General features: G+C 67.0%; 15 protein-coding genes. 7 read left to right on the forward strand and 8 right to left on the reverse strand.

The genetic code is table 11. The features are described from left to right. Positions 1-29: 29 nt before the first annotated feature. Complete coding sequence (gene tyrS, locus ABU113_RS01560) at positions 30-1,253, reverse strand: tyrosine--tRNA ligase (RefSeq protein ID WP_454557705.1); 1,224 nt, start codon at positions 1,251-1,253, stop codon at positions 30-32. An 82-nt stretch (positions 1,254-1,335) separates the two neighbouring features. On the opposite strand from tyrS, the gene ABU113_RS01565 reads away from it, so the two are divergent. Next, positions 1,336-2,439, forward strand: coding sequence for an anhydro-N-acetylmuramic acid kinase (locus tag ABU113_RS01565; RefSeq protein ID WP_454557706.1), 1,104 nt, complete (start codon positions 1,336-1,338; stop codon positions 2,437-2,439). A gap of 35 nt (positions 2,440-2,474) precedes the next feature. Here ABU113_RS01565 and ABU113_RS01570 read toward each other — a convergent pair whose 3' ends face one another. Further along, complete coding sequence (locus ABU113_RS01570; RefSeq protein ID WP_454557707.1) at positions 2,475-3,122, reverse strand: alpha/beta hydrolase; 648 nt, start codon at positions 3,120-3,122, stop codon at positions 2,475-2,477. 139 nt (positions 3,123-3,261) lie between these two features. Here ABU113_RS01570 and ABU113_RS01575 point away from each other — a divergent pair, with 139 nt between their 5' ends. Genes ABU113_RS01575 through ABU113_RS01585 form a run of 3 tightly spaced genes read left to right on the forward strand, consistent with a single transcriptional unit; the run spans position 3,262 to position 5,913 of the window. Then, the gene (locus ABU113_RS01575; RefSeq protein WP_454557708.1) at positions 3,262-4,383 is read left to right on the forward strand and encodes a cysteine desulfurase family protein; all 1,122 of its coding nucleotides are present in this window, start codon (positions 3,262-3,264) and stop codon (positions 4,381-4,383) included. 10 nt (positions 4,384-4,393) lie between these two features. After that, complete coding sequence (locus tag ABU113_RS01580) at positions 4,394-5,584, forward strand: cysteine desulfurase family protein (protein ID WP_454557709.1); 1,191 nt, start codon at positions 4,394-4,396, stop codon at positions 5,582-5,584. Continuing rightward, entirely contained in the window at positions 5,572-5,913 is a 342-nt protein-coding gene (locus ABU113_RS01585) for a 2Fe-2S iron-sulfur cluster-binding protein (RefSeq protein WP_454557710.1), read from the forward strand. The genes ABU113_RS01580 and ABU113_RS01585 overlap by 13 nt, the downstream gene beginning before the upstream one ends. 16 nt (positions 5,914-5,929) lie before the next feature. On the opposite strand, the gene ABU113_RS01590 is transcribed toward ABU113_RS01585, so the two are convergent. The 6 genes from ABU113_RS01590 to ABU113_RS01615 all read right to left on the reverse strand — a co-directional run bounded on the left by ABU113_RS01590 (position 5,930) and on the right by ABU113_RS01615 (position 12,141). Continuing rightward, a complete protein-coding gene (locus ABU113_RS01590) occupies positions 5,930-6,727 on the reverse strand; it encodes an enoyl-CoA hydratase-related protein (protein ID WP_454557711.1) in 798 nt (265 codons plus the stop codon). Positions 6,728-6,896: 169 nt separating this feature from the next. Next, complete coding sequence (locus ABU113_RS01595; protein WP_454557712.1) at positions 6,897-7,946, reverse strand: GGDEF domain-containing protein; 1,050 nt, start codon at positions 7,944-7,946, stop codon at positions 6,897-6,899. 129 nt (positions 7,947-8,075) lie between these two features. Then, positions 8,076-9,605, reverse strand: a complete 1,530-nt coding sequence (locus tag ABU113_RS01600) for a DEAD/DEAH box helicase (RefSeq protein ID WP_454557713.1) — start codon at positions 9,603-9,605, stop codon at positions 8,076-8,078. Between the two features lie 190 nt (positions 9,606-9,795). Beyond that, positions 9,796-10,572: an NAD kinase gene (locus ABU113_RS01605; RefSeq protein ID WP_454557714.1), complete on the reverse strand. Its 777-nt coding sequence runs from the start codon at positions 10,570-10,572 to the stop codon at positions 9,796-9,798. A 74-nt stretch (positions 10,573-10,646) separates the two neighbouring features. Beyond that, a complete protein-coding gene (gene moaA, locus ABU113_RS01610; RefSeq protein WP_454557715.1) occupies positions 10,647-11,693 on the reverse strand; it encodes a GTP 3',8-cyclase MoaA in 1,047 nt (348 codons plus the stop codon). A gap of 82 nt (positions 11,694-11,775) precedes the next feature. Then, positions 11,776-12,141 (reverse strand): hypothetical protein, encoded by a 366-nt coding sequence (locus ABU113_RS01615; protein ID WP_454557716.1) that lies wholly within the window; start codon positions 12,139-12,141, stop codon positions 11,776-11,778. A 269-nt stretch (positions 12,142-12,410) separates the two neighbouring features. Between ABU113_RS01615 and ABU113_RS01620 the strand changes: the two genes are divergently transcribed. The 3 genes from ABU113_RS01620 (at position 12,411) to ABU113_RS01630 (ending at position 16,483) form a co-directional block, all read left to right on the forward strand. Continuing rightward, a complete protein-coding gene (locus tag ABU113_RS01620; protein ID WP_454557717.1) occupies positions 12,411-14,504 on the forward strand; it encodes a putative bifunctional diguanylate cyclase/phosphodiesterase in 2,094 nt (697 codons plus the stop codon). A 136-nt stretch (positions 14,505-14,640) separates the two neighbouring features. Next, positions 14,641-15,987 (forward strand): GGDEF domain-containing protein, encoded by a 1,347-nt coding sequence (locus ABU113_RS01625; RefSeq protein WP_454557718.1) that lies wholly within the window; start codon positions 14,641-14,643, stop codon positions 15,985-15,987. Between the two features lie 43 nt (positions 15,988-16,030). Continuing rightward, positions 16,031-16,483 (forward strand): DsbA family oxidoreductase, encoded by a 453-nt coding sequence (locus ABU113_RS01630; protein ID WP_454557719.1) that lies wholly within the window; start codon positions 16,031-16,033, stop codon positions 16,481-16,483. Positions 16,484-16,526: the final 43 nt, after the last annotated feature.

The raw sequence follows: 16,526 nt of genomic DNA on the forward strand, positions 1-16,526 counted from the left end.
GCTCATGCCGCGCCGGCCTGGCCAGCCGTTCAGGCCGGCTCGACCAGGCCGTGATGCTTCTTGCCGGCGGAGATTTTCACCGAGCCGTTGCCGATGGTCAGCACATGCGCCTCGTCGACGATCTTCTCGCCGTCGACACGGGCGCCGCCCTGCTTGATCAGTCGGCGTGCCTCGCCCTTGGAGGCGGCGAACCCCAGGCCCACCAGCGCGTCCACCAACGGCAGAGCGCCAGAAGCCGTCAACCGCGGCAGATCGGTGCCGGCGGTGCCCTCCTCGAAGGTGCGCCGGGCGGTCTCGGCGGCCGCCTCGGCGGCCTCGGCGCCACGCGCCAGCGTCGTCACCGCGTTGGCCAGCACTTTCTTGGCCTCGTTGATCTCGGCACCGCCCAGGGCTTCCAGACGGGCGATCTCGTCCAGCGGCAGGTCGGTGAACAGCTTGAGGAAGCGGCCGACGTCGGCGTCGTGGGTGTTGCGCCAGAATTGCCAGTAGTCGTAGTGCGACAGCTGATCCTCGTTCAGCCACACCGCGCCGCCGGCGGTCTTGCCCATCTTGGCGCCGTCGGCGGTGGTCAGCAGCGGCGTCGTCAGGCCGAACAGCTCGCCGCCCTCGATGCGCCGGGTCAGCTCGATGCCGTTGACGATGTTGCCCCACTGGTCCGAGCCGCCCATCTGCAGCCGCACGCCGTGGCGGCGGTACAGCTCCATGAAATCATAGGCCTGCAGGATCATGTAGTTGAATTCGAGGAAGGTCAGCGGCTGTTCGCGGTCCAGCCGCAGCTTGACGGAATCGAACGTCAGCATCCGGTTGATCGAGAAGTGGCGGCCGACCTCGCGCAGGAAGGGGATGTATTCCAGCCCGTCCAGCCAGTCGGCGTTGTTGATCATGATGGCGTCGGTCGGGCCGTCGCCGAAGGTCAGGAAGCGCTCGAACACCGCCTTGATGCTCGCCATGTTGGCGGCGATGTCGGCGTCCGACAGCAGCATCCGCGAGGTATCGCGCCCCGAGGGGTCGCCGATGCGGGTGGTGCCGCCGCCCATGATGACCACCGGCTTGTGGCCGCTCTGCTGCAGGTGGCGCAGCATCATGATCTGGGTGAGATGGCCGACATGCAGCGACGGGGCGGTGCAGTCGAAGCCGATATACGCCCGGATCGGCTCACGCGCGGCCAGGTCATCGAGGCCCTGGGCGTCGGTGAGCTGGTGGATGAAGCCGCGGGCTTCCAGGCGGGCGAGGAATTCGGAACGGAACGTCATGGGGCTACTCTCGATTTCAGGCTTCCGGCGCGATGGCCGACGGCGTATCACCGGGCCGGGCTGATAGCACGGGAACAGGGATGTGGGAAACGCCGCAATCGCCGTCGGGCTGATGTCCGGCACGTCCGCCGACGGCATCGATGCCGCGGTGGTGGAGACCGACGGTGCCGGCCATGTCCGGCCGCTCGCCTTTCACAGCCTCGGCTATACGCCCGACCAGCACCGGCGCATCCGTTCGGCGATGCGCCGGGCGATGGACCTGCCGGCGCCGGCGGACGATCCGCAGATCGACGCCGTGGCCGAGGAGCTGACCCATCTCCATGCCGAGGCGGTCAACGCGGCCCTGGCGGCGGCGTCGGTCAAGCCGGCGGAGGTTCAGGTCGTCGGGTTTCACGGCCAGACGGTGGCGCACCGGCCCGAGCGTGGCTGGACCTGGCAGATCGGCGACGGCGACCTGCTGGCGCGGCTCACCGGCATCGATGTGGTGGCGGACTTCCGCTCGCATGACGTCGCCGGTGGCGGACAGGGGGCACCGCTGGCGCCGGTGTTTCATCGCGCGCTGGCAACCGCCGCCCGGCTCGACCCGCCGGTGGCCTTCCTCAATCTCGGCGGCATCGGCAACGTCACCTGGATCGGCGATGGCGACGAGCACATCCTCGCCTTCGACACCGGGCCCGCCAATGCGCTGATCGATGACTGGATGCGCACCCATGCCGGCCAGCCCCATGACGCCGGCGGTCAGACCGCCGCCGCGGGCCGCGTCGACGACGCGGCATTGCGCGAATTGCTGGCAAATCCGTGGTTCGACGCCGCGCCGCCCAAATCGCTCGACCGCCAGTCGTTCAGCGCCGATCCGGTCGCCGGGCTGAACCTTGCCGACGGCGCCGCGACGCTCACGGCCTTTACCGCCGCCAGTGTGGCGCGCGCGCTGGCGCATCTTCCCGCCCCGCCACACCATTGGCTGGTGTGCGGCGGCGGGCGTCATAACGCGACCTTGATGCGGATGCTGGCCGAGCGGCTGGGGGATGTCCGCGCCGTCGAGGCGATCGGCTGGAATGGCGACGCCATCGAGGCGCAGGCATTCGCCTATATGGCGGCCCGCCACCTGCGCGGCCTGCCGATTTCCTTCCCCGGCACCACGGGCATCGACCGGCCGCGCACCGGCGGACGGCTGTTCCGGGCCTGATCGAGCCTGCTCAGGAAGGTCTGGTGGACCGGTCCTCAGTGGCCGGCGGACAGCCGCTTGTCGAGATAGCGGTTCACCGAGCCCATCAGCAGTTCCATTTCATTCTCGAAGAAATGGTTGGCGCCATCGACGGTGTCGTAATCGATGGTGATGTGTTTCTGGGTCTTGAGCTTGTCGACCAGCTTCTGCACCGCCGAGGAGGTGACGATCTCGTCGGCCGTGCCCTGGACGATCAGGCCCGAGGACGGGCAGGGCGCCAGGAACGAGAAGTCATAGAGGTTGGCCGGCGGCGCCACCGAGATGAAGCCGCGGATTTCCGGCCGGCGCATCAGCAGCTGCATGCCGATCCAGGCGCCGAACGAGAAGCCGGCGACCCAGCAGCTCGACGCATCGGGGTTGTACTGCTGCATCCAGTCGAGCGCGGAGGCCGCGTCGGACAGCTCGCCGATGCCGCTGTCGAACGTGCCCTGGCTGCGGCCGACGCCCCGGAAGTTGAAGCGCAGCACGGCGAAGCCCCGCTGGGCGAACGCCTGGTAGAGGTGATAGACCACCTTGTTGTTCATCGTCCCGCCGCCCTGGGGGTGCGGGTGGAGAATCAGCGCCAGCGGCGCACGCGGCTGAGTGGCCGGCTGATAGCGGCCTTCCAGACGACCTTCCGGGCCGGAGAAAATCACATCAGGCATGTAACCTCGGCGCAACAAGGGGTGGGAGACAGAAAACCATGGGCGCACCATGGCACGAGATTTCGCACCACGAGAGCGCCCGCTATATAGGGGGCAAGGATACGGATGCAATGAAAACCGCACCGGGACGAACCAACGGATGACCAACGCCTTGACCTATCTCGACTATAACGCGACCGCGCCGGTACATCCGGCGGTGGTCGACGCCATGGCGGCGACACTGACCGAGGTCGGCAACCCGTCGTCGGTCCATCAGGCCGGCCGGCATGCGCGCGATCTGGTGGAGGCCGCGCGCGGTCGACTGGCGACGCTGCTCAACTGCCTGCCGCGCCAGATCGTCTTCACCAGCGGCGGCACCGAGGCCAACGCCTTGGCGCTGCGAGGTCTGCCGGCGGCGCGCCGCTTTGTCTCGATGGTCGAACATGAGTCGGTGCTGGCCAATGCCGGCGATGCCGTCCGTCTGCCGGTGGACGCCGCCGGGGTGGTGGACGGCGAGGCGCTGTCGGCGGCGCTCGCGACGGCTGGACCGGGGCCGAAACTGGTGTCGATCATGCTGGCCAACAACGAGACCGGCGTCATCCAGCCGATCGCCGCGCTGGCGGCGCGCTGTCGCGCCGGCGGGGCCTGGCTGCATGTGGATGCCGTCCAGGCGCTCGGGCGTATTTCCGTCGACGTGGCCGCACTGGGGGCTGACCTGCTGACCGTCTCCGCCCACAAGATTGGCGGTCCCAAGGGGGTGGGCGCGCTGGTGATCGCCAACGACCTGCTGACGTTGACGCCGCTCTACGGCGGCGGCGGGCAGGAGCTGGGCCGACGGGCCGGCACCGAGAACGTGCCCGGTATCACAGGCTTCGCCGCCGCGCTTGATGCCCTGGCGGCGATGCCGGAGTGGACGGCCCGCGCGGCGACACTGCGCGATGCCCTGGAAGCGGCACTCATGGAGGCCGGGGGCCGCGTATTCGCGCGCGCCATCGACCGCCTGCCGACCACCACGGCCGTGCGGATGCCCGGCGTCAAGGCCGAAACCCAGGTGATGGCCTTCGATCTGGCCGGCATCGCCGTCAGCGCCGGGGCCGCCTGCTCGTCAGGCAAGGTGCGGGTCAGCCATGTCCTGCGTGCCATGGGGCTCGACGACGCGTCCGCCGGCGAGACCATCCGGATCAGCCTCGGCTGGGGCACGACGGCGGCGGAGATCGACCGGCTGGTCGCCGAATGGCGACGAATTGCCGCCCGGGTGGCGCGCCGTCCGGCTGCCGAGTAGGGTGGCGGTGATGATGTCATCCGCCCCCGAACCCGCAGCCGCCCGCCGTGGCCCGCCGCTTTACCTCGACTATCAGGCGACAACGCCGATGGACGAGGTGGTGCTGGCGGCGATGCTGCCTTACTTCGGCGCCCGCTTCGGCAACCCGCATTCCTCCACCCACCGTTACGGCTGGGAGGCGATGGCCGGTGTTGATGTGGCGCGCGGCCATGTCGCCGGGCTGATCGGCGCCAGCCCGGAGGAGATCATCTTTCTCAGCGGCGCGACGGAAGCCAACAATCTGGCCCTGAAGGGGGCGCTGATGGCGGCGCCACCGGCGCGGCGGCGGCTGGTGACGCTGGTCACCGAACATGCCTGCGTGCGCGAGACCGCCGCCTGGCTCGGCCACCAGGGCTACGACGTCGTGGTGCTGCCGGTGGACAGCGACGGCCTCATCCGCCTTGATGAACTGGACACTGTGCTCGACGACCAGGTGGCACTGGTGTCGGTGATGGCGGTCAACAACGAGATCGGCGTCGCGCAGCCGCTGGCCGAGATCGGCCGGCGCTGCCGGGCGGCGGGGGCGCTGTTCCACACCGACGCCGCCCAGGCGTTCGGCAAGGTGCCGCTCGATGTCGAGGCCATGGGCATCGACCTGATGAGCCTGTCGGCGCACAAGATCTACGGCCCCAAGGGCGTGGGGGCGCTTTATGTCCGCGCCCGCACGCCGCTGGCGCCGCAAATGCATGGCGGCGGGCAGGAGCGGGGGCTGCGCTCGGGCACGCTGGCGCCGGCCCTGTGCGTCGGCTTCGGCGAGGCGGCGCGGCTGGCGGCGGCACGACTGGGGCCTGACCTCGATCGGCTGTGGGGTCTGTTCAATCAGGCCCGCACAATGCTGGAGGCTTCGGGCATCGCATGGCGGCTCAACGGCTCGGCGGCGGCGCGCTTCCCCGGCAATCTCAATGTCTCGTTTCCGGGCGTCGATGGTGCTCGCCTGCTCGCCGACCTGCGCGGTCTGGCGCTGTCGTCGGGGGCGGCCTGCGCGTCCGCCGTCGGCAAGCCATCCTACGTGCTCGACGCGCTGGGGCTGGACAAAAGCACAGCGCAGGCGACATTGCGTATCGGCCTCGGGCGCCCGACAACGGCTGACGATGTGGCGACGGCGATGACGGTGATTGTTCAGGCCGTCAGGGAACAGACGGAGGTGGCATGGCGTCGGTGAACATTCGTTTCCTCGCGGCCAACGGGACGCCGCTTTGCACGGTGGATGCGCAGCCGGGCGAGCGTCTGCTGGATGTGGCGCAGGCCCACGACATGCCGCTGGAAGGCACCTGCGAGGGGCAGATGGCGTGCTCGACCTGCCATGTCATCATCAGCAAGGCCGATTTCGCCAAGCTGCCGCCGGCCAGCCCGGAGGAAGAGGACATGCTGGATTTCGCCTATGGCGTCACCGGCACCTCGCGGCTGGCCTGCCAGGTGTGGCTGGAAGCCGGATGGGGCGAACTGGAAGTCCGCCTGCCATCCGAATCCCGCAACATGATGAACCGCTGAGGCCGGTACCGCCCGGTCAGCGGCCGCTGAACTGGGCCGGCCGCTTGGCAAGAAACGCGGCGACGCCTTCAGCGAAGTCGGCGGTCTGGCCGGCTTTCTTCTGGTTGACCCGTTCGAGCTGCAATGACTCGGTCAGCGACATCTCCAGGCCACGACGCACACCGGTACGGATCAGCGTGTGGGCGACCGTCGGCCCCTGGGCGAGCTTCTTCGCGATGCCCAGCGCCGTCGCCTGCAACTCGGCGTCCTCGACGACCTTGTAGATCATGCCCCACTCCAGCGCGGTCTGGGCCGGGATCTTCTCGCCCAGCATCATCATCGCCTGGGCGCGCGCCTTGCCAACGAGGCGCGGCAGCAGCCAGGTGCTGCCAACGTCCGGTACCAGGCCGATGTTGACGAAGGCCTGCAGGAACAGCGCCGAGGAGCCGGCAATGGCGATGTCGCCGACCAGCGCCAGCGAGCAGCCGGCACCGGCGGCAACGCCGTTGACCGCGGTCACCAGCGGCATCGGCAGCTCCATCAGTCGTTCCAGCAGCGGATTGTAATGCAGTTCGAGAATCTTGCCGGCATCGATCGGGCCGTCGCCGACCTGGATGCCCCCCGCCGCCGCGAGATCGGCGCCCGAGCAGAAGCCGCGGCCGGCGCCGGTGATGAGCAGGCAGCGCACGGTCGACTCCGGGGCGGTGATCTGGTCGAGCACCTTGAGCAGCTCGTCGGACATTTCCGGCACGATGGCATTGAGCGACTGCGGACGATTGAGCGTCACGGTCGCGACATTGTCGGAGATTTCCAGCGTAATGGTTTGAAATGACATGATAATCCTCCCAATATAGTCACCGCTCGGTGCCACTCTCCCGGCACCTGGGCGGATCTCGATGCATAAAGCTGCCACGCGACAGGTCAGGTACGCCCGACCATGGGTGGTCTATGCGATGCCTGACCATGGCTGTCAAAGCGCAGGGTGGGGAGGGGGTGACGAGCGGTCAACCTGCCGAGGCTGCCAGCTTGGTCACGCTGGTGGTATCGGCCTCGGTGCAGACGCGGTTGCGCCCGGTCTCCTTGGCCAGATAAAGCGCCGCGTCGGCACGCTCGATGAGGTCGTCGAGACTGTCCTGCCATCGCAGCTGGGAAATGCCCAGCGACAGGGTGACCTGACCGACGGTCCGGTTCATGTTCTTGACCCTGAGCGTGCGCGAGCCGACGAAATCACGAATCTGTTCGGCAATATCGGTGGCCGCCCGGGTATCGCGGTTGGGCAGAACGATGACGAACTCCTCGCCGCCATAGCGGGCGGGAAAGCCAATACCCTGACACAGCTGTTCAAGGCTGTTGCCCACCAGCTTGAGCACCTCGTCTCCCAGCCGATGACCCCAGGTGTCATTGAACTGCTTGAAGCGGTCGATATCGCAAAACAGCAGCGACAGCGGCTTGCGATCGGCGATGGCGCGGGCGGAATGGATCTCCAGATAGCTCTGGAAGGCCTTGCGATTGGGCAGGCCGGTGAGCGGATCGGTTCGCGATTCGGCGCGGGCCTGCTCAAGGTCGCTGCGCAGGGCCTGGATCTCCCGGCTGGCAATCGCCACCTGCGACTCAAGCCGCTGGGTCTTTTCAATCATCGCCGACGTGGCCTCGATCAGCCGGCTGAGCAGTTCCCGCTGGGTGACCACATCATCGGTCGCCTGCAGGTAGTCATTGCCTTCATTCAGGGCGTCCCGGTACTGCCGGGCATCATCGCCGGCGCTCTCGACATACAGCGACAGGCGCTGCAGCTGAATCTGGCTGGCGTCGTAAAGGCTGGTCAGCCGCTGACCGTCACTGGCATTGCCGAACTGACGCCAGATCCGGTCGAGATCAAGCTGGCTGGGGAGAATCGGGCGGGCAAGCGCGGCATCGAGAGCCTCGCACAGCTTGTCATCGGACTTCGACAGATAACGGTAGAACAGGGCGTAGGTCTCCGGCGTCGGATCGACCCCAAGTCGCCCAGCCAGTTCGAGAATACGCGCGCCCAGTGCGCTGTCTGCACACATGCTCATTGCAGTTCCGCACCCCTCTGTCGCGGCTACACAAATACGGCACACCGCGCCGACCCCTCGGCGCGGCGACCTGTCGATGACCAGGAAGATAGAGGGTCGGAAGTTAAGAAAGCCCGAAAATCGATTAACTCAGGCGGCTTCCTTGCCACGGGCGGAGACCAGCAGAAAGGCGGGAACATGCGCGCCAAGGCCGACAACCGGCTCGTCAGCGTCATCGCGGTCGCGACGATCATCACCCCGGCGGCCGCGGCCGCGATCGCCTGCGCTGCTATGCCGCGCCTCGCGCGCCGGCCGGGAATCGCGCTCACGCTCAGGACGTGACTCGCGCTCACGCTCAGGACGGGACTCGCGCTCGGGCCGGCCATCACGGCGGCCCCGGCTTTCGCTGGCGCCGGCCGGCTTCTCGGCGGTCTTTTCCCTGGCCGGCTTCTCGGCGGCCTTTTCCAAGGCCTTGTCGGCCGACTTGTCCGCGCCGCCCTTGCCCCGGCTCCGACGCCGGTCACCGCCGCGGCGACCGGCCTCCGGCGCCTCCAGTGCCACGCTCTGGGCGACCTCGCGCCGCGGGATCGGTTGTCCGGTCAAGGCCTCTACCGCCGCCACCGCCTCGGCTTCGGCCGGGGTGGCAAGCGTCACGGCGACACCGCTGCGACCGGCGCGGCCGGTGCGGCCGATGCGATGCACATAGTCATCGGCATGGATCGGCACATCGAAGTTGAACACATGGCTGACGCCCGGCACGTCAAGGCCGCGCGCGGCAACATCGCTGGCCACCAGCAGCGGCAGGTCGCCGGCGCGGAACCGCTCCAGCACCTGCAGGCGTTCGGCCTGCTCCATGTCGCCGTGCAGCTGGCCGGCCTTGAAGCCATGGCGAGTCAACGACTCCTGCAGCACCTTCACGTCGCGCTTGCGATTGCAGAAGATGATGGCATTGGTGACATCGAGCTCGCGGATGAGATCGCGCAGTGTCTCGCGCTTGGCCCGTTCGCCCACCACCACCAGCGACTGGGCGATGGAGGTGTTGGCGGTCGCCGGGCGTGCAACCTCGATCGCCTTGGGGTCGCGCAGGAACTGGTCGGCCAGTCGCTTCACGACCGGGGGCATTGTCGCGGAAAAAAACAGGGTCTGACGGCGCGGCGGCATCAGGGAGACGATGCGCTCGACATCCGGGATGAAACCCATGTCGAGCATCCGGTCAGCCTCGTCGATCACCAGAATCTCGACGCCCGAGAGCATGACCTTCGAGCGCTCGCACTGGTCGATCAGCCGGCCCGGCGTGGCGATCAGCACGTCAACACCCTTGTCGAGCGCCCGGTCCTGTTCACCGAAGGCCATGCCGCCGATCAACAACGCCATGGAAAGCTTATGGTATTTGCCGTACTTCTCGAAGTTCTCGGCCACCTGGACCGCCAGTTCGCGGGTCGGCTCCAGGATCAGCGACCGCGGCATCCGCGCCCGCGCACGCCCCTGGGCCAGAATGTCGATCATCGGCAGGGTGAAACTGGCGGTCTTGCCGGTGCCGGTCTGGGCGATGCCCAGCACGTCGCGACCCTGCAACACGGTCGGGATGGCCTGGCGCTGGATCGGAGTCGGCTCGGTGTAGCCACTATCGGCCACTGCGCGCAGCAACTCTTCAGACAAGCCAAGAAATTCAAAAGACATCGAGGTTCCAGATCATTGGGGCTGCCAGACCGCCTCGATCCCATGTATCGAAACCTAGCTCTAGCTGGGCGCATATAGAAAGAAATGTGGCAAGTTTGCAATGCAGCAATTGGCCGAAACGAACGATAAGTGAGGAAAATGCGCATTTTGCCCGAGCGCCGACGTCCGCAGGCCCTGAATCCAGCGCCTTTCAGGCGATGAACTGCTCCATGAGGATGCGGTCGGCCAGCGTGTGATTGGGGTCGAACAGCAGTTCCAGTCGGATCGACTGGTCGGTCTCGACGCGAACTCGCGCCACATCGCGCACCTCCGTCTGGTCGGCGACGGCGCTGACCGGGCGCTTGTGCGCCTCCAGGACACGGAACTCGATACTGCAGCTGCTGGGCAGGATGGCGCCACGCCAGCGGCGCGGCCGGAAGGCGGAAATCGGGGTGAGCGCCAGCAGGTCGCAGCCCAGCGGCAGAATCGGGCCGTGGGCGGACAGGTTGTAGGCGGTGGAGCCGGCCGGCGTCGCCACCAGCACGCCATCACACACCAGTTCCGGCATCCGCACCTGGCCATCGATGGCGATCTCGATCTTGGCGGCCTGGCGGGTTTCACGCAGCAGCGACACTTCATTGATCGCCGACGATGACACGCGCTCGCCGGCGATGGTCTGAGCCTCCATCCGCAACGGATTGAGAATGAAGCGTTCGGCTTTCGTCAATCGTTCGTGCAGACGGTCCGGCTCATACTCGTTCATCAGGAAGCCGATGGTGCCCCGGTTCATGCCGTAGATCGGCACCCGACGCTTGAGCGAGGCATGTAGCGTCTGAAGCATGAAGCCGTCGCCGCCCAGGGCGACGACAATATCGGCCTCCGCCGGCACCACCCAGTCATAGCGCGCCTGCATGTCGACCAGTGCCGCCTGGGCCTCCGGCGCGGAGCTGGCGACGATGGCCAGTTTGTGACGTTGTGGATCGAACATGAAAGCCTGTGCGCTGTGGTGATCCGGGACGCTCCCGCAGGCGAAGTTCTGGCAGGTTCGCGCCACAGGCGCAATCACCCGCCGGTGACGCTCATGTGGCGAGGGACAGCCGGCGCGATGCCGCTGCCGATGCGGAAATCATGCCCGTGCGGCTTGGCGGCGATCGCCGCCGTGATGGCGGCGTCCAGCAGATCGTCCGATGCGCTGGCGCGCAGCGGCGCGCGCAGGTCCAGGCGGTCTTCCTGACCCAGGCACATGTAGAGCATGCCGGTGCAGGTGACGCGGACCCGGTTGCAGGACTCGCAGAAATTGTGGCTCATAGGCGTGATGAAGCCGATCGTCTGCCCTGTTTCCGCGACACGGACATAGCGGGCCGGGCCGCCGGTGCTCAGCGGCAGGTCGATCAGCGTGCGGCGCCGGGCCAGGTGGGCGCGCACCTCGGCGAGCGACAGGTACTGCTCGGCCCGTGTGACATCGACGTCGCCCAGCGGCATGGTCTCGATGAAGGTGAGGTCGAAGCCGTGCTCGGCACACCAGTCGGCCAGCCTGTCGGTCTCGTCGTCATTGACCCCGCGCAGCGCCACCGTGTTGATCTTGACCGCCAGCCCGGCGTCGCGGGCAGCGAAGATGCCCTCCAGCACCGGCGCCAGCCGGCCCCAGCGGGTAACCTGCCGGAACCGCTCGGCCTCCAGCGTGTCCAGCGAGACGTTGACCCGCCGCACACCGGCACGCGCCAGGTCGTCGGCGAAGCGCGCGAGCTGGCTGCCGTTGGTGGTCAACGTCAGTTCGTCGAGCGCGCCGGTCGTCAGATGCCGGCCCAGCGACTGGAACAGCCCGATGATGTCACGGCGCACCAGCGGCTCGCCGCCGGTCAGCCGCAGCTTGCGGACGCCGCGGCGGATGAACGCTGTGCACAGCCGGTCCAGTTCCTCCAGCGTCAGCAGTTCCTGGCGCGGCAGAAAGGTCATGTGTTCGGCCATGCAGTACTGGCAGCGGAAGTCGCAGCGGTCGGTGACCGAGACGCGCAGGTAGCGGATGGTACGGCCGAACGGATCCACCAGCGGTCCGGTGGCACCGGGCCGGGTCTGGGTGTCGTGGGACGTGATTCCGCTCTGCCACATGCATCAACATCTAGCATGCTGCCGATGCGCATCAAGCCAGGGCGGGTATCAGGCCAGAGGGAGTATCAGGCCAGAGGGAGTATCAGGCCGAGCGGTCCCGGTCCTGACCATTGCCGACAACCGAGATCAGCTCCCGCGTCACGTCATCAAGAGCGCGGATGACCTTGGCATTGGCCTTGTAGGCATGCACCGCCTCGCGCATCATGACGATATCCTCGGCCAGCGACGGCACATAGCGTGGCGTGCCATAAGCGGGAGCGGCAGTGCTCAAGGGGCCCATCGAGCCACGGCCGGGCTCGCCGGCGACAGGCTGTTCCGACGCCTGACCGTAGGCGCTTGCCGCCTGCGCGCTGTACTTGGCCTCTCTGGCCGGTCGTTGCACGATATTGCTTGCCGCGCCGTTGGCGCGGTTCGTTGCATCAACCAGCCCGGCGACCGCAATGGTCAACGCCGGTATCACCTAACACCACCCTTGTGCCCCGGTCATCTTGTCGTGACCATCGGGCGTCTGCTGAATGAAAGTCGGCTGCTTCTTTGGCAGTCCAGACCCCGAGACTGTCAGTCAGGTGTTAACATCGTCTTAACAGGTTGCCCCCGCCGTGGCGGGGAGAAACACGACGATCATCGCCCTTCCATCACCGAGGGTCTGGCTCTAGGGTGCCGTGGTCGTCATGGCGTTGTATGACGATCCCGAGTGTGCTGGCCGTAGGGACTGCTGTGACAGAGCCGCCCGTCTTCGTGATCTCCTTCCGCTACCGGCGAGACCTGGTGGCGTCGCTGGAGACCATGGGCTTCGACCTAGAGGCCGGACACACCGGCAGTCCTCTGGAGCGCCAGTACGTCCATTCCGGGGCGCGCGTGGTCGTTGTCGACATGCGCGGCGCGATTGAGAAGGGCCTGGCGGGCCTGCGGGCGTTGTCGCCGCATGTGCAGGCGCGGAGGGGCGGGCTGATCGCGTTGCTGGGTGCCCGGGATGAGCGACATCTCGGCGCGGTGGCAGAGGCCGGGGCGACACATTTCCTGATCAGTCCGTTCCGGCCGATCGAACTCGGTACGACAGTGCGTTGCGCCATATCCGTTGCCGCCCAGGCGTGCCAGAGCTTGCCGGCGTTGACCACCCCGAGCGACGATCATGGCAATGTGCCGGGCTGGGAGTGGGACAGTGCGACCAGCCTGGTGACGGTGTCGCCCGGCCTTGTCAGGACGTTCCCCCTCGGCCTGCCGTCATTCGTCGTCGGCATCGAGGCATTGCTGCGCTTCGTCGAACCCCGCCAGCAGCGACGGGTGTTCCAGACCATGCGCGCGGTGGTGGAAAGCGGACAGCCTGCCGACGTCGAAATGACGGTGCGTGTTCCCGATCTGCCACCCCGGCGGCTGCTGAACAGGGTGCGCCCGACATTCAATCTCGCCGGCAAGGTGACCGGGCTCAGCGCGACGATCGAGGACATCTCGACCACGGCGCCGGGACAGCTCGTCCAGAGCCATTTCGATATCCTGACGGGGCTGCCGAACCAGAGCCATGCCCGCACACTGGTCCAGCAAGCTCTCAAGGACGTCGAGGAATTCGCCCCTTCCTGTGCGCTGCTGCTCATCGCCATCAGCCGCTTCGACCAGATCAACGCCGCTTACGGACGCAGCATCGCCGATGGCCTGCTGCAGGCGATCGCCCGCCGCCTGCGCCGCCAGCTGCTGGGCGACGGCATCGGTGATCGCTGCACACCCTGCCGGCTGGGTGGCGCCGAATTCGCCGTGTTGATCACCGGCGCCACGGCGTTGCAGGACAGCCTGCTGGTTGCCCAGCGCGTCGCCGACATCTTCGAACGGCCGTTTCTGCTGGGCGGGCGCGCCATTCATCTGGTGTGCCGCATGGGGATTGCCGTCGCCGACATCGAGGTGACCGACGCGGAAGTTCTGTTCCAGCGCGCCGACACTGCATTGACGCGCGCCAAGCCCATGGAACCGAACAGTTTTCAGGTGTTCGCGCCAGGTGACTCCGGACCGTCCGTGCTGCGGGCAAGTCTTGAGACCGACCTCCGCCGCGCCCTGACCGACGACCGCCTCGATTTCGTGTTCCACCCGCAGGTGGATATCGCCACCGGGCGCATCGTCGGCGCCGAGACACTGGTGCGCTGGCGTCACCCCGAACTGGGACAGATCGCCCCGGAAATGCTGCTTTCGGTCGCCGAGAACGCCGAGATCATGGTCAGGTTCGACGAAAAGGTACTCGAACGTTCGCTGGAGGAAATGCGTCGCTGGACGGGCGGCCCGCTGGGCAATCTGCGCGTGTCGGTGAACATGTCGGCGGCACAGCTGCGATCGACACAGTTCGCCGAACAGGTGGTGAGCGCGCTCCGGCGGGCGGATGTGGCGCCACAGCGGCTGACCCTAGAAGTCACAGAGACCAGTCTGGTGGAGAACCTGGAAACGGCGGCACGCACGCTGGCGCTGCTGCGCAGTGTCGGCATTGGCGTCGCCATTGATGATTTCGGCACCGGCTATTCGTCGCTGGCCTATCTGAAATCCCTGCCGGTCGACTATCTGAAGGTCGACAAGCAGTTCATTACCGACCTTGCCCACCAGCGCCGCGACCGCATCCTCATCCACGGACTGGTGGAAATGGCGCGGTCGCTGGGTATCGGCGTTGTCGCCGAAGGTGTGGAGACCGAGGCCCAGCTAGAGGAACTCGTACGCGAGGGTTGCAACTGGTATCAGGGCTTCCTGTGCACCCCACCGTTGCCGGCGGCCGAGCTGGCAACCTTCGTTCCTAACTGGAACAACCGCCGTGCCAAGGTTGCGGCCACGCATCACTAGTCACACCCATTGCACTGAGCTGGCGACACTTTTTTAACAACCGCTGGCTAGTTTGCGCCTCGTCTGAAGCCAGCCAGAGGGGGCGACGCGTTTGGGACGCATCCTGTTGATCGACCGGGACGCCGAACGGGCGTCCATGACCGAGCACGTGCTGCGGCCGGTACTGCGTGAGATTAAAGTCGCTCATTCGCTGTCCGGTGCGATGGCCGCACTGGAAGGCGCCCGCTTCGACGTCGTGATCGTGCGGGTGGAGGCGGAGCGTGTCCGGTCGGCGCAGGAGATTGATGTCACCGACATCACCCGGATGATCGACGACGGCCGCAAGTTGGGGGGACGCCAGGACTGGCTGCTGATGGCGCTGGTCGACCAGCCCGACAGCATGTTGCAGACCATGCTCGATGATGCCGGTTTCGACGATATCGTCTGCGAACCCGTTCATCCCATGCAGCTCGCCAGCCGGGTGTCGACGCTGCTGCGTCTGGCGACCATGTGGCGTGAGCTGCTGCGCCGGCAGCGCACCGCCCGGCTGTTCACCGCCAACTCGCCGGCCGCCAGTGACGTCAACCTTGAACTGGAGCGCCCCGGCCTGCATCCGGGGCCGCGCGCGCACCCCAGCATTCTGGCGTTCGACATGACCGGCGGTGGCAGGCGTGCCTTGCGGGTTCACCTCCACCATCATGCCACGGTATCGTGGGCAACCGCCGAAGACGATGCGCTGGGTGCGCTGTTCACCAGCAACGTGGATGCCTGCCTGCTTCTGGCATCGGACGATTTCGACGCAGCGCTGCGCTTCGCGGAAACGGTGCGCCACTCCGTATCGCTGTTCAACCTGCCGCTGCTCATCATGGCCCGCGCCATGACTCACCAGCAGATGGACAGGGCATTCAAGGCCGGGGTCACGGATGTCATCATCGGTGACGATTTTCCCCAGGATTTCCAGTATCGCTTCGCGTCGCACGTGCGGCTGGAACGCCTGCGCGGCACGCTGGTCCACGCCTATGAACGGGCCGCCAACTCGGCCAGCCGCGACAGTGTGAGCGGCGTCTACACTCACGGTTTCGCCATGGCGCACCTTGACCAGGCGATTGCCGACAGCCGCGCCCTCAATCACCCGCTCACCGTCGCCCTGTGCCGGATCGACAACATGGACGAGATCAATCGCCGCTTCGGCTATCATGCCGGCGACCATGTGCTGGGCCAGGTGGGCGTGGTGTTGCGCCAGGCATTGCGGGGCGAGGATCTGGCAGCCCGACTGACCGGTCGCGAATTCATGCTCATTTTCCCGGACACCCCGGACAGTCGTGCCCGGCTCGCCTTGGGCCGGGTGCTGTCGATCCTGCGGTTCTCGCCACTGGCACTGCCCGAACAGGCGCAGGGGGGGCTCCACCTGCGGGTCAGCAGCGCCTGTCTGGGGCGCGGGCAGGAGGAGAGCGCACGCGAACTGCTGCGTGCGCTGTCGTCCCGCCGCCGGGTGGCGGCCTGACTGACGCCTTGACCGGGGTCGCCCGGCGGCGCACCCTCATCGCATGACAACGCCTCTCACCATCGACATCATCTCCGACGTCATCTGCCCGTGGTGCTATGTCGGCAAGCGCAACTTCGACCTCGCGCTCGCCGCGCGGCCGGACATTGACGCGACGCTGCGCTGGCGACCGTTCCAGCTCGACCCGTCGGTGCCGCCACAGGGCGTTGACCGCAGGAGCTATCTGCGCGCCAAGTTCGGTGATGACGACCGACTGGCGGCGATCAGCAACAGCCTGAAGCAGACCGCCGCGGAGGCGGGGCTCAGCCTCAATCTGGAAGCCATCGCGCTCACTCCCAACACGCTCGACGCGCACCGGCTGCTGCACTGGGCCGGCGGGCAGGGCCAGGCGCACGCCATGGCCGAACGGCTGGGTCGCGTCCGTCAAGGTGGTGTAATTTCGGCTGTGGCCGTGGGCCATCGTCAGGCGGCTTTGGCGGTGATGTGTAGGGGCTGATTTTCCTCCTCGATCATGGGTTGGTTGAGTTCGGCCATGCCTT

This window comes from Parapedomonas caeni, from assembly GCF_041060555.1.
Lineage (GTDB): Bacteria > Pseudomonadota > Alphaproteobacteria > Sphingomonadales > Sphingomonadaceae > CAUJIW01.

Excerpts from the sequence above, each read along its gene's own strand:
- tyrS (WP_454557705.1), bottom strand. The coding sequence starts at position 1,253 with ATGACGTTCCGTTCCGAATTCCTCGCCCGCCTGGAAGCCCGCGGCTTC.
- ABU113_RS01570 (WP_454557707.1), bottom strand. The coding sequence starts at position 3,122 with ATGCCTGATGTGATTTTCTCCGGCCCGGAAGGTCGTCTGGAAGGCCGC.
- ABU113_RS01575 (WP_454557708.1), top strand. The coding sequence starts at position 3,262 with ATGACCAACGCCTTGACCTATCTCGACTATAACGCGACCGCGCCGGTA.
- ABU113_RS01580 (WP_454557709.1), top strand. The coding sequence starts at position 4,394 with ATGATGTCATCCGCCCCCGAACCCGCAGCCGCCCGCCGTGGCCCGCCG.
- ABU113_RS01585 (WP_454557710.1), top strand. The coding sequence starts at position 5,572 with ATGGCGTCGGTGAACATTCGTTTCCTCGCGGCCAACGGGACGCCGCTT.
- ABU113_RS01590 (WP_454557711.1), bottom strand. The coding sequence starts at position 6,727 with ATGTCATTTCAAACCATTACGCTGGAAATCTCCGACAATGTCGCGACC.
- ABU113_RS01595 (WP_454557712.1), bottom strand. The coding sequence starts at position 7,946 with ATGAGCATGTGTGCAGACAGCGCACTGGGCGCGCGTATTCTCGAACTG.
- ABU113_RS01600 (WP_454557713.1), bottom strand. The coding sequence starts at position 9,605 with ATGTCTTTTGAATTTCTTGGCTTGTCTGAAGAGTTGCTGCGCGCAGTG.
- ABU113_RS01605 (WP_454557714.1), bottom strand. The coding sequence starts at position 10,572 with ATGTTCGATCCACAACGTCACAAACTGGCCATCGTCGCCAGCTCCGCG.
- moaA (WP_454557715.1), bottom strand. The coding sequence starts at position 11,693 with ATGTGGCAGAGCGGAATCACGTCCCACGACACCCAGACCCGGCCCGGT.
- ABU113_RS01625 (WP_454557718.1), top strand. The coding sequence starts at position 14,641 with ATGACCGAGCACGTGCTGCGGCCGGTACTGCGTGAGATTAAAGTCGCT.
- ABU113_RS01630 (WP_454557719.1), top strand. The coding sequence starts at position 16,031 with ATGACAACGCCTCTCACCATCGACATCATCTCCGACGTCATCTGCCCG.